The sequence below is a fragment of the Cupriavidus sp. 05T41 genome (assembly GCF_056396525.1).
In genome coordinates, this window is sequence record NZ_JBFTLQ010000010.1 from 140,019 (window position 1) to 152,070 (window position 12,052).

Genomic DNA, 12,052 nt, shown 5'->3' on the forward strand with positions numbered 1-12,052 from the left:
CCATGTACGCTGGCGCCATGCGGACAAGCAAGGCATTGTAGCGGCAGGCTACAATGCCTTTAACTTTCCCATTGCATTTGCGCTTTTGCGTGCTGGAGCACCCCCCCACATGCCGGACCGCCTGGACCGTATCACGATGACCACCGCTGACTCCACCCTTATCCGGCGGCCCCTGCGTCACAGGCTCGCGGCTACCGCTGCGGCCGCGCTTGCGGTCTGTGCCCTGGCGCCGCTCGCCGGCCATGCTGCGCCCGCCGAGGGCAAGCGGCCGCTCACGCTGGCGGCGGAGGCCGCACCCGCGCCCATCCGCTCCAGCCCCTTGCCGCCCAGGATGCCGCTGCCGGCCGTGTCGCTGACCGGCGATATCCTGTACCGCGTGCTGGCCGCGGAAATCTCCGTGCAGCGCGGGGTGATCGGCCCGGCGTACCAGACCTACATGGAACTGGCCCGCAATACGCTCGACCCGCGCTTCGCGCAACGCGCCACCGAGATTGCGTTCAATGCACGCAGCGCGCAGCAGGCGCTGGATGCCGCGCGGCTGTGGACCGAACTCGCGCCGACCTCGGCCGGTGCGCGCCAGGTGCTGTCCACCCTGCTGGTGCTGAGCGCCAAGTGGGACGAGGCCGAGCCCCTGCTCGCGCTGCAGCTCAATGGCGTGCCGCCGAGCCACCGGCCGGAGGCAGTCCTGCAGATGCAGCAGCAATTGTCGCGCACCAGCGATCCCGCCGGCGCCGCGGCCCTGCTGCAGCGCCTGGTGGCCGACGATATGCGCTCGGCCGAAACCCACCTGGCACTGGCCCGGGCCAAGGAAGCCGCCAGCGATATCCCCGGCGCCCTCGCCGAACTCGACGAGGCGCAGCGCATCCGGCCAGACTACGAAGCCGCGGCGCTGATGGCTGCCGAACTGCGCGCGGATACCGCACCAGACCAGGCCATCGCCGGCCTGAAGTCGTTCGTCAGCAAGGCGCCGGCTTCGGTCAACGGGCACATCACGCTGGCTCGCCTGTACCTGCTGCAGAATGACCTGCCATCCGCGCGCGCCGAGTTCGAGACCCTGCGCAAGATCGCACCGAAGGATCCGCGCGTGCCGCTCGCGCTCGGGCTGACCAGCCTGCAGTCCAAGCGCTACGACGAGGCCGAGCAATACCTCAAGGAGTACCTGCAGCTGGCCGAGCAGGTGCCCTCGGCGAGCCCGGATATCGCCTACCAGTACCTCGCACAGATCGCCGAGGAAAAGAAGGACTACCCGGCCGCGGTGGCCTGGCTCGACCGGATCGACGACAGCCGCCTGGCGCCCGCCGCCGCCGTGAAGCGCGCGCAGCTGCTGGGCCGCATGGGCAAGCTCGACGATGCCCAGGCGGTCTTCAACGACATGCTGGCCGATGCCGAGGATATTGCCGAGCCCGACCAGCGCGCCCAGCGCATGACCGCGATCCGCCAGGCCGAGGTCGGCATGCTGATCGACGCCAAGGCCTACGACCGTGCCCGCAAGGTGCTGGAAGAACGCTCCGCGGCCGAGCCCGAGAACCCGGACTGGGTCTACGAGCTGGCCATGCTCGACGAGCGCGAGAAGCGCTACGACAGCATGGAGAAGCTGCTGCGCCGGGTGATCGCCATGCAGCCCGAGCAGAAGCAAGGCTACAACGCGCTCGGCTATTCGCTGGCGGACCGCAACGTGCGCCTGCCCGAAGCTCTGCAATTGCTGGAAAAAGCCTCGGCGCTGGGCCCGGACGATCCCTACATCATGGATAGCCTGGCCTGGGTCAAGTTCCGCCTCGGCCAGCTCCAGCCGGCGGCCGAACTGTTGCGCAACGCCTACGCCAAGGCGCCCGAGGCCGAAATCGGCGCCCACCTGGGCGAGGTCCTGTGGCAACTCGGCCAGCAAGACGAAGCGCGCAAGACCTGGACCGAGGCCGCCAAGATCGAGCCCGACAACGTGATCCTGATCGACACCCTGCGCCGCTACAACGTGCCGGTCTCCGCGCTGTCCAAGTAAGCCCTCGATCACCTTCCTTTCCGTCCAGCTTTCGATAATCCGCACCCTGTCCTCCCGGCCCGCGCCGGGAGGATGGCCCGGCGCCCGCGGTGGCGCCGCGGGCGCAAGATGCCTATGCCCATTTCCCGACGCCTAGCCCTGCTGGGCCTGACCGCGCCCCTGTGGCTCGCGGCCTGTGCCAGCATCACTCCCACGCGCCAGTTCGATGCCGGCGAGACCGCCCAGGTGCACGACCTCAAAGGCCGCTTTGCCGCCAACTACGTGCGCTACGGCCGCGAGGAAGGCGTGCAGGGCAGCTTCCAGTGGCACGAGCAGGGCCGCAACGTGCGGCTCGACCTGATCTCGCCGCTGGGCCAGACCCTGGCCGTGGTGACCTCCACGCCTTCGGGCGCCACGCTCGACCTGCCCAACCAGGCGCCGCGCAACGCCCCCGAAGTGGATAGCTTGCTGGAACAAGCCCTGGGCTTTTCGCTGCCGGTGGCTGGCATGCGCGACTGGCTGCACGCCAGGCCCGCGCCGGGCAGCCCCTCGCGCACCACCCGCGACGACAGCGGGCGCCTCGCCACGCTGGCGCAGAACGGCTGGACCGTGCGCTATGTCGCCTGGCAGGAGTCGGCCGCGCAGCAGCCGCGCCGCATCGACCTGGCACGCGACGGCGACAGCAGCCCGCTGTCGGTGCGCCTTCACGCTGCAAACCGTGTTCCAGCTGGTGGACTGGAGCGACACGCTGGACTTCCGCCGCCGCGACGACGGCCGCATCGAGCGCGTGACCGACGTGCCCGGCGTGCCGGCGGACTCCGACCTGATCGTGCGCGCGGCGCGCGCGCTGCAGCAGGCCAGCGGCACCGCCTTCGGCGCCGACATCGCCATCGACAAGCGCCTGCCAATGGGCGGAGGCATCGGCGGCGGCTCGTCGGACGCGGCCACCACGCTGATGGCCCTGAACCACCTGTGGGGACTCGGCCTGGGGCGCGAGGAACTCAAGCGCATCGGGCTGGCGCTGGGCGCCGACGTACCGTTTTTCCTGCACGGGGAGAACGCCTTCGCGCAGGGCATCGGCGAAGAACTGGCCACGGTGGAACTGCCCGACAGCTGGTTCGTGATCGTCCATCCGCGCCAGCACGTCCCTACTCCAGAAATTTTTTCGGACAAACTGTTGACAAGGGATACGCCCCTCTCCATAATTGCGGTCTTCGCTGCTTGCACAAACAAATTCGCTTTCGGTCGCAACGATCTGGAAACGATAGCAACAGCGAAGTTCGGCGAAGTTGCCCGAGCCCTTGAATGGCTGAGACAATTCAGTCCCCATGCAAGGATGACCGGTTCCGGAGCCTGCGTGTTTGCACGGTTTGATGACGAGCAGACAGCGCAGCAGGTACTAGACCGGTTGCCTCCCGGATGGGATGGCAAGTGTGCGCGGAGTTTATCGCGCCACCCGCTCGCAGCACTCGCTTAGAAAGTTTTTCGTTCGGCGTCACGCTGGCTGTATGTGACGATGGACGGACCCGGTTGTGTAGGGGAGTCGCCAAGTTGGTCAAGGCACCGGATTTTGATTCCGGCATTCGAAGGTTCGAATCCTTCTTCCCCTGCCATTACATTCCTATAGTGTCCTAACGGACCTGCACGAAAAAGCTGCCGGCACTAGCCGGCAGCAATCTTTCCCCCCTCCAGCAGCAAGACAGGTGCACCGAATGAGCAGCGAAGGCTTGATGGTTTTTACCGGCAACGCCAACCCCAAACTCGCGGAGGCTGTCGTGCAGCACCTCGGCATCCCGCTCGGGAAAGCCCAGGTCGGCCGGTTCTCCGACGGCGAAGTCCAAGTTGAAATCCAGGAAAACGTTCGCGGCAAGCACGTCATCGTGCTGCAGTCCACCTGCGCGCCGACCAACGATAACCTGATGGAACTGATGGTGATGGTCGATGCGCTCAAGCGCGCCTCGGCACGCAGCATCACCGCGGCCATGCCGTACTTCGGCTATGCCCGCCAGGACCGCCGCCCGCGTTCGGCGCGCGTCGCGATCTCGGCCAAGGTAGTGGCCAACATGCTGGAAGTCGCCGGTGTCGAGCGCGTCCTGACCATGGACCTCCACGCCGACCAGATCCAGGGCTTCTTCGATATTCCCGTCGACAACATCTACGCTTCCCCGGTCCTGCTGGGCGACCTGCGCGAGAAGAACTACGGCGATCTGCTGGTGGTCTCGCCGGACGTCGGCGGCGTGGTGCGCGCCCGTGCGCTGGCCAAGCAGCTGAACTGCGACCTGGCCATCATCGACAAGCGTCGCCCCAAGGCCAATGTGGCCGAGGTGATGAACATCATCGGTGAAGTCGACGGCCGCAATTGCGTGATCATGGACGACATGATCGACACCGGTGGCACGCTGTGCAAGGCGGCCCAGGTGCTCAAGGAGCGCGGCGCGCTGAAGGTCTTCGCGTATTGCACCCACCCGGTGCTGTCGGGTGGCGCGGCTGCCCGCATCGCGGACTCCGAGCTGGACGAAGTGGTGGTGTGCGACACCATTCCCCTGCGCGACGACGCCATCCAGTCCGGCAAGATCCGCCAGCTCTCGACCGCTTCGCTGCTGGCCGAGACCTTCACGCGGATCGTGAAGGGCGACTCGATCATGTCGCTGTTTGCGGATTCTTGATAGAATCCAAGGCTTTACTGCGGTAGGCTAGGGCGAATCAGCCTTTGCATGCCGCTTCATCGGGCTGTCTGGTCGCGGACAGCCCTCTTACATTTGGAGTCATCATGAAAGTAGTAGCTTTCGAGCGTAGCGTACAGGGAACGGGTGCGAGCCGCCGCCTGCGCAATGCCGGCAAGACCCCGGGCATCATCTACGGCGGCGCCGCCGAACCCAAGATGATCGAACTGGATCACAATGCACTGTTCCACGCCCTGAAGAAGGAAGCGTTCCACTCGTCGATCCTCGACCTGGAAGTGGAAGGCAAGGCTGAGAAGGCCCTGCTGCGTGCGTTCCAGATGCACCCGTTCAAGCCGCTGGTCCTGCACGTCGACTTCCAGCGCGTGTCGGCAGCTGACAAGATCCACGTCAAGGTGCCCCTGCACTTCATGAACCAGGAAAACGCCCCCGGCGTGAAGCTGGGCCATGGCATCGTCAACCACATCCTGAACGAACTGGAAGTGTCGTGCCTGCCGGCCGACCTGCCCGAGTTCATCGAAGTGGACCTGGCCAACGCAGAACTGGGCCAGACCCTGCACCTGTCGGACGTGAAGCTGCCGAAGGGTGTGAGCGCCATCACCCACGGCGACGAAAACCCCGCCATCGCCAGCATCTCGCTGCCGGCCGGCGGCGTGTCGGAAGCCAAGGAAGGCGGCGAAACGCCTGCTGCCTGAGTTGCCTGAACGCAGCCTGCTGGCTGCGTGGCAGCGACCGCAAGAAGAAGCCGCCGGCGTGTCCGGCGGCTTTTTTTCGCTCGCCGGTTTGCGAGCGGTTTCGCGTATGCTTGGCCTCTGGCCGCCCTCACCCAAGTAGTGCAACGCATGATCAAACTCATCGTCGGCCTCGGCAATCCCGGGGCGGAATACGAAGCCACCCGCCACAATGCCGGCTTCTGGCTGGTCGACCAGCTGGCCCGCATGGGCGGCGTCACGCTGCGCGTGGAAGGCCGCTTCCACGGCCTGGCGGCGCGCGCGCGCCTGTGGGACCAGGAGATCTGGCTGCTCAAGCCGTCCACCTTCATGAACCGCTCCGGGCTGGCGGTGGTGTCGCTGGCGCGCTTCTACAAGATCCTGCCGGACGAGATCCTGGTGGCCCATGACGAGATGGACATGCCGCCCGGCACCGTCAAGCTCAAGCGCGGCGGCGGCGCCGGCGGCCACAACGGCCTGAAGGACATCGCCGCGCACCTGACCACGCAGGACTACTGGCGGCTGCGCCTCGGCGTGGGGCATCCGCGCAATGCCCCCGGCGGCGCCGGCAGCCGCGAGGACGTGGTCAACTATGTGCTCAAGCCACCGCGTCGCGAGGAGCAGCAAGCCATCGACGAAGCCATCGACCGCTGCATCGCACCGCTGTCGCTGCTGGCCAGGGGCGAGAGCGAGCGCGCCATGCTCGAGCTGCACACGGGACGCTAGGCGTCGGACGCACCGCAGCCGGCTGCCAGACAAAAAAAACCCCGCCACCTTCCGGTGCCGGGGTTTTTTGCTGCCAGCCTGGCAAGCCGCCTCAGGCGACCCGCTTGGCCGCCGTCAGCAGGCGGTAACGCTCCATCAGCGTATCCCGCGATTCGATCCGTGCCGGATCGTGCGGGATGCAAGCCACGGGGCAAACCTGCTGGCATTGCGGTTCATCGAAGTGTCCGACGCATTCCGTACATTTGCCGGGGTCGATCTCATAGATCTCGGGCCCCATCGAAATGGCTTCGTTCGGGCACTCCGGCTCACAAACGTCGCAATTGATGCAGTCGTCGGTGATCATCAGTGCCATACAATTTCCTTGACCTGGACATGTGCCGCGCCCGACTGGCCGCGGTTCGCATGTCGCAAGCTTCTATTCTATTCCGCTTTGCCGATCTTCTCCTGAAGCCAGCGCTCCACCGAAGGAAACACGAACTTGCTGACGTCGCCGCCCAGCACCGCGATCTCGCGCACGAAGGTGCCGGAGATGAACTGGTACTGGTCCGACGGTGTCAGGAACATGGTCTCCACATCGGGCAACAGGTAGCGGTTCATGCCCGCCATCTGGAACTCGTACTCGAAGTCGGAGACCGCGCGCAGGCCCCGCACGATCACCCGTGCGTTGTTCTTGCGGACGAAATCCTTGAGCAGGCCGGAGAAGCCTTCCACGCGCACGTTGGGATAGTGGCCCAGTACTTCACGGGCGATTCCGATGCGTTCTTCCAGTGCAAAGAATGGGCGCTTGTTGGGGCTCTGCGCCACGCCGACCACGAGCTCATCGAAGATATTGGACGCTCTGCGCACCAGATCCTCGTGGCCCCGGGTCATTGGATCGAAAGTGCCGGGGTAGACCGCGACGACCATGCTTCCTCCTTGTTCTGCCCGTTGCCGGTCCTGGATGGACCGCTTGGCCCCGCCCGCTATGGTGAGGGCTGGAACCAAGGCTGCGTGACGAGCGTTGGCGACAGCGGCGTAGTGTAACCCTAAACGCGGCACTTGGAAGCCGCCGGATGATGGTTTCGCGGCGGTGCCGCATCTAGCGTGCGATGGCCGGTCACGCCGCGCCGGCCCGCGCGGATCAGTTCGTCTTGTGCTGCAGCAAATGGAAGTGCACGGCGCCGGCGCGGGCATGCCGCACGATCTCCAGCGCGGCCGGCACTGGCGCGTCGGGTCCGATCAGGGCCCGGTCCGTTTCCACGTAGACCGCGCCACCCGGGCGCGACAGCCTGGCCGCATGCTCCAGCGCCGGGCCGAGCCAGTCTTGCGCGAAGGGAGGATCCAGGAAGACCACATCGAAGCTCGAGGCCGGCATCTGCGCCGCTGTTGCGAAAGCATCACCCTGCACGATGCGGATCTGCTGGGCATCCAGCCTGTACTGGTTGTCTCGCAACTGTTTCGCCACACGCGGATTGGATTCCACCATGGTGACCTGCATCGCCCCGCGCGAAGCGGCTTCGAAGCCGAGTGCGCCGGAGCCGGCAAACAGGTCGAGACAGGCCATCCCGGACATGTCCTGGCCGAGCCAGTTGAACAGGGTCTCGCGCACGCGGTCGGGGGTGGGACGCAGGCCTTCGGCGTCGAGCACAGGCAGCGGCGTGCGCTTCCACCTGCCGCCGATGATGCGGACCTGGGTGGGCGAGCGCCGCGCCGCAGGAGCTGAGGATGGCCCGCCGGCGGCGGGCGAAGGAGATCGGGTACGCGAATTCATGCCGTGATTGTAGAGCCTGCGGACGCCGACCGCGCGCCGCATCTCGGAGCAAGCCTCACTCCGGCCCGCCCACGATCACGGTCGCCATGGCATCCGGATGCACATGGCGCTGGAAAGCGTCCTTCACCTGGCTGCGCGTCACCTTGCCGATCTGCGCGGTCCAGGTGTCCAGGTAGTCCAGCGGCAAGCCGTACCAGCCGATATTGGCCACATTGGTCAGCAGCTTGCGGTTGCTGTCGATACGCAGCGGAAAGCCGTTGACGAGATTGTCCCTGGCGGCCTTGAGCTCGGCGTCGGTCGGACCTTCCGCGACGTATTGCGCGAGCACCTTGCGCACCAGCGCCAGCGCTTCGTTGGTCTGCTCCTTCTTGGTCTGCAGGCCGATGCCGAAGGGGCCGGCCTGCTTGGCCGGGGCAAAGTAGCTGTCCACGCCATAGGTCAGGCCGCGCTTCTCGCGCACCTCGTCGGTCAGGCGCGAGCTGAAGCCGCCGCCGCCGAGCACGTAGTTGCCCACCAGCAGCGGGAAATAGTCCGGGTCGCCGCGGGCGATGGCGGGCTGGCCGATCGCCACCGTGGCTTGCTGCGCCGGATGAGGCACACGCTGCTCGCTGGCCGCGATCTTGAGCTGTACCGGCGGCATGGCCGGCGGCGTGGCGCCGGCGGGCAGGCCACGCGTGAGCTGCTCGGCGATGGTCTCGGCCTGCTTGCGATCGATCGCGCCGATCAGCGTCACGACGGCGCGCGACGCGGCGAAATTGTCGCGCCAGAAACGCTCGAGATCGGCCCGCGTGATGGACTCCACCGAGGCCACCGTGGCCGCAACGCCATAGGGGTGCGCCGGGTATATCGCGCGCGACACCATCTTGTCGGCAATCACGCCTGGCTTGGTGTCGGCTTCGCGGATGGCGGTGATCAGGCGCTGCTTCTCGCGCGCGACCACGGCATCCGGATAGGCCGGCGCCTTGATCAGCTGCGCGGCGAGCGCCAGCGACTGGCTCAGCTCCGGCTCGCTGGTGAGCGTGCGCAGGCCGATGCCGCCGCGGTCGCCGCTGGCGGCGCCGCCGAAATCGGCGCCGGTATCGGCGAAGGCGTCTGCCACCTGCGCCTCGTTGCGGGCAGGCTGGCCGTCCTGCGCCGCCGCGCCCTTGTCGAGCAGGGCCGAAGTGAGCGTGGCCAGGCCCGCCTTGCCGGGCGGGTCATAGCGGCTGCCAGCGTCGAAATCCATGTTGACGTCCAGCATGGGTATGGACGGGCTGCGCACGAAGTAGACGCGCGCGCCGGTGGATGTGGTCCACTGCTCGATCGGGATGGCCGCCAGCGCGGCCTGCGAGGCAAGCATGACCAGCGCGCCGCAAGCCACGCCCGCAAGGCGGCGCAGCAGGCGCGGCGACGGAATCGTCGGGGCAAAGAGAGGCATCTTCGGTCCTCTTGGAAACTCAGCGCAGCGCACCGGCGTCGACCGGTGCCTGCTTCTTGTTGGGATCGATCGGCTGGGGCAGCAGCGTCGCCACAGTCAGGTTGTCGTCGCTGAAATACTTTGCTGCCACCGCCTGCACCTGGGCCGGCGTTACCTCCTTGATGCGCTCCAGCATGCGGTCGAGCTTGCGCCAGGAAATGCCCGAGATCTCCGACACGCCGATCTCCATGCCTTGCCCGAACACGGAGTCGCGCTTGTAGATCTGCGCGGCCACCACCTGCGCCTTGACGCGCTTGAGCTCCTCGGGCGAGACGCCCTCGCGCGCGATGCGGGCGATTTCGTCGCGCAGCGCGCGCTCGATCTCCTCGGTGGTATGTCCGGCGGCCGGGGTGCCGTCGAGCACGATGATGGATTCGGCGCGGTTGACGCTGTCGTAGCCGACATTGACGTCGTCGGCCAGGCGCCGCTCGCGCACCAGGTCGCGCGTCAGGCGCGCATTGTCGTAGCCGTTGAGCACGGCCGACAGGACTTCCAGCGCGTAGGGATCGACATCCTTGTCGACATCGTGCAGGCGCGGCACCTTGTACGCCATCACCACGTAGGGGTTCTCGGCCGGCGCCTTGACCCAGACCCGCTTGACGCCCTTCTGCAGCGGTTCGAGCTGCGTCTTGCGCAGCGGCAGCGCGCGCGGCTTGAGCTTGCCATAGGTGCGCTCGGCCAGTTTCCTGACTTCGGCCGCGGTGACATCGCCGGTGACGATCAGCAGCGCGTTGTTGGGCACGTACCAGTCGCGGTACCAGGCCTGCACGTCTTCCACGCGCATGTTGACGAGGTCGTCCATCCAGCCGATCACCGGGTGGCGATAAGGCGCCGCTGTAAATACCGTGGCCAGCAGCTGCTCGTAGACGGTGCCGCGCGCGGAGTCATCGGTGCGCAGGCGGCGCTCTTCCATCACCACCTTCATCTCGCGCTCGAACTCATCCTTCTTGATGATGAGGTTGGCCATGCGGTCGGCCTCCAGCTCCATCATGCGCGGCAGGTACTGCTTGCTGATCTGCTGGTAGTAGAGCGTGAAGTCGCGGTTGGTCATGGCGTTCTCGCGCCCGCCCAGCGCGGCGATCTGCTTGGAGAATTCGCCTGGGCCGACCTTGGGCGTGCCCTTGAACATCATGTGTTCGAGCATGTGCGCCACGCCGGTGGTGCCGCTGACCTCGTCCATGCCACCGGTGCGATACCAGATCTGGTGGGCCACGGTGGGCGCGCGATGGTCTTCCTTGACGATCACCCGCATGCCGTTGGACAGCGTGAATTCGGTGGTGGCCGCATCGGCTGCCGCGCTCTGCGAGGCGGTGGCCTGGCCGGTCGGCAGGGGCGGCGCCACCACGCCGGTCTGCGCGTAGGCCGCGCCAAACCAGGGCAGGGTGCTGATCAGCAGGACGGGAAGGAGGCGCCGGGCAAAAGCGCCGGCGCGGCTGGCGCCGGCACCGGCGGCCGGCGATGCGGCACGGGCGGTGCCCGGCCTGGAGCTGACAGCACAATGGTTCATGCGACCCCGTCTGCTAGAATTTTGGCGATTGATTCTACCGGGGTATTGACCCCTTTCCCAATGTTTAGTTTCTGGAAGAAGCGCAAGGCCGAGCCGGCCGGTGCGCCAGTCGAGGCGCCAAGCCCCGCGCCCGCGGCCGCACCGGCCCCGGTAACGGCGCCCGCGCCGACCCCGAATGCAGCCCCGGTGGCGGCTCCGGTGGCCCCTGCGCTACCCGTGGCGGCTCCCCCCCCGGCGCCCGTTCCCATGCCGGCGGCAAGGCTGCCCGAGCCCCCCGCTGGCGAGGAAATGGTCCTGACACCGCCTCCGGCCGCCAGCCAGGAGGCCAGGCGTGGCTGGGTACAGCGCCTGCGCACGGGGCTGTCCAAGACCAGCCGCAACCTGGGCACGCTGTTCGTCGGCGTGAAGGTCGACGAAGCCCTGTTCGAGGAGCTGGAAACCGCGCTGCTGATGGCTGACGCGGGAGTTGAGGCCACCGAATACCTGCTGGGCGAGCTGCGCCGGCGCGTCAAGAGCGAGCGTATCGAGACCTCCGAAGGCGTCAAGACTGCGCTGCGCGAGCTGCTCACCAACCTGCTGCGCCCGCTCGAGAAGACCATGGAGCTGGGGCGCGAACAGCCAATGGTGATGATGATCGCGGGCGTCAACGGCGCCGGCAAGACCACCAGCATCGGCAAGCTCTGCAAGCATTTCCAGAGCTACGGGCAGTCCGTGCTGCTGGCCGCGGGCGACACCTTCCGCGCCGCCGCGCGCGAACAGCTGACGATCTGGGGAGAACGCAACAACGTGACGGTCGTCTCGCAGGAGAGCGGCGACCCGGCCGCCGTGATCTTCGACGCGGTCAACGCGGCGCGCGCGCGCGGGATCGATATCGTGATGGCCGATACCGCCGGACGCCTGCCGACGCAGCTGCACCTGATGGAGGAGCTCAAGAAGGTCAAGCGCGTGATCGCCAAGGCCATGCCGAGCGCGCCCCACGAATCGCTGCTGGTGATCGACGCCAACACCGGGCAGAACGCACTGGCGCAGGTCAAGGCGTTCGACGACGCGCTGAATCTCACCGGGCTGATCGTGACCAAGCTCGACGGCACCGCCAAGGGCGGCATCCTCGCCGCGATCGCGCGGCAGCGCCCGGTGCCGGTCTACTTCATCGGCGTGGGCGAGAAGGTCGAGGACCTGCAGCCGTTCAGGGCCGACGAGTTCGCGGAAGCCCTGCTGGGCTGAACACCCGCGCCGGCGGAAAAAAA

Annotated in this window: 10 protein-coding genes, 1 tRNA gene and 2 pseudogenes; 8 read left to right on the plus strand and 5 right to left on the minus strand. The window is 66.9% G+C overall.

The annotated features are described in order from the left end of the window. The first annotated feature begins 136 nt into the window (after nucleotides 1-136). The 7 genes and pseudogenes from AC1DKV_RS08585 to pth all read left to right on the plus strand — a co-directional run bounded on the left by AC1DKV_RS08585 (nucleotide 137) and on the right by pth (nucleotide 6,092). Complete coding sequence (locus AC1DKV_RS08585; protein ID WP_441613719.1) at nucleotides 137-1,996, plus strand: tetratricopeptide repeat protein; 1,860 nt, start codon at nucleotides 137-139, stop codon at nucleotides 1,994-1,996. Nucleotides 1,997-2,110: 114 nt separating this feature from the next. Then, nucleotides 2,111-2,680, plus strand: a pseudogene (lolB, locus tag AC1DKV_RS08590) (lipoprotein insertase outer membrane protein LolB); the annotation flags it as partial. Between the two features lies 1 nt (nucleotide 2,681). Further along, nucleotides 2,682-3,452: pseudogene (gene ispE, locus AC1DKV_RS08595) on the plus strand (4-(cytidine 5'-diphospho)-2-C-methyl-D-erythritol kinase); the annotation flags it as partial. Between the two features lie 59 nt (nucleotides 3,453-3,511). Then, nucleotides 3,512-3,588: transfer RNA gene (locus AC1DKV_RS08600), tRNA-Gln, on the plus strand. A 99-nt stretch (nucleotides 3,589-3,687) separates the two neighbouring features. Continuing rightward, nucleotides 3,688-4,641: a ribose-phosphate pyrophosphokinase gene (locus tag AC1DKV_RS08605; RefSeq protein WP_441643146.1), complete on the plus strand. Its 954-nt coding sequence runs from the start codon at nucleotides 3,688-3,690 to the stop codon at nucleotides 4,639-4,641. Nucleotides 4,642-4,745: 104 nt separating this feature from the next. Then, nucleotides 4,746-5,351, plus strand: a complete 606-nt coding sequence (locus AC1DKV_RS08610) for a 50S ribosomal protein L25/general stress protein Ctc (RefSeq protein WP_441649694.1) — start codon at nucleotides 4,746-4,748, stop codon at nucleotides 5,349-5,351. A 147-nt stretch (nucleotides 5,352-5,498) separates the two neighbouring features. Beyond that, entirely contained in the window at nucleotides 5,499-6,092 is a 594-nt protein-coding gene (gene pth / locus AC1DKV_RS08615; protein ID WP_441649695.1) for an aminoacyl-tRNA hydrolase, read from the plus strand. Between the two features lie 91 nt (nucleotides 6,093-6,183). On the opposite strand, the gene AC1DKV_RS08620 is transcribed toward pth, so the two are convergent. The 5 genes from AC1DKV_RS08620 to AC1DKV_RS08640 all read right to left on the minus strand — a co-directional run bounded on the left by AC1DKV_RS08620 (nucleotide 6,184) and on the right by AC1DKV_RS08640 (nucleotide 10,805). Continuing rightward, nucleotides 6,184-6,444 (minus strand): YfhL family 4Fe-4S dicluster ferredoxin, encoded by a 261-nt coding sequence (locus tag AC1DKV_RS08620; protein ID WP_441613725.1) that lies wholly within the window; start codon nucleotides 6,442-6,444, stop codon nucleotides 6,184-6,186. Nucleotides 6,445-6,512: 68 nt separating this feature from the next. After that, nucleotides 6,513-6,998: a pantetheine-phosphate adenylyltransferase gene (gene coaD / locus AC1DKV_RS08625; RefSeq protein ID WP_441613726.1), complete on the minus strand. Its 486-nt coding sequence runs from the start codon at nucleotides 6,996-6,998 to the stop codon at nucleotides 6,513-6,515. A gap of 214 nt (nucleotides 6,999-7,212) precedes the next feature. Further along, the gene (gene rsmD, locus AC1DKV_RS08630) at nucleotides 7,213-7,842 is read right to left on the minus strand and encodes a 16S rRNA (guanine(966)-N(2))-methyltransferase RsmD (protein WP_441649696.1); all 630 of its coding nucleotides are present in this window, start codon (nucleotides 7,840-7,842) and stop codon (nucleotides 7,213-7,215) included. Between the two features lie 55 nt (nucleotides 7,843-7,897). After that, on the minus strand, nucleotides 7,898-9,259 hold the full coding sequence (locus AC1DKV_RS08635) for a M16 family metallopeptidase (RefSeq protein WP_441649697.1): 1,362 nt from the start codon (nucleotides 9,257-9,259) through the stop codon (nucleotides 7,898-7,900). A 19-nt stretch (nucleotides 9,260-9,278) separates the two neighbouring features. Further along, on the minus strand, nucleotides 9,279-10,805 hold the full coding sequence (locus tag AC1DKV_RS08640; protein ID WP_441613729.1) for a M16 family metallopeptidase: 1,527 nt from the start codon (nucleotides 10,803-10,805) through the stop codon (nucleotides 9,279-9,281). Between the two features lie 60 nt (nucleotides 10,806-10,865). On the opposite strand from AC1DKV_RS08640, the gene ftsY reads away from it, so the two are divergent. Next, nucleotides 10,866-12,029: a signal recognition particle-docking protein FtsY gene (gene ftsY / locus AC1DKV_RS08645; protein WP_441649698.1), complete on the plus strand. Its 1,164-nt coding sequence runs from the start codon at nucleotides 10,866-10,868 to the stop codon at nucleotides 12,027-12,029. Nucleotides 12,030-12,052 lie beyond the last annotated feature (23 nt).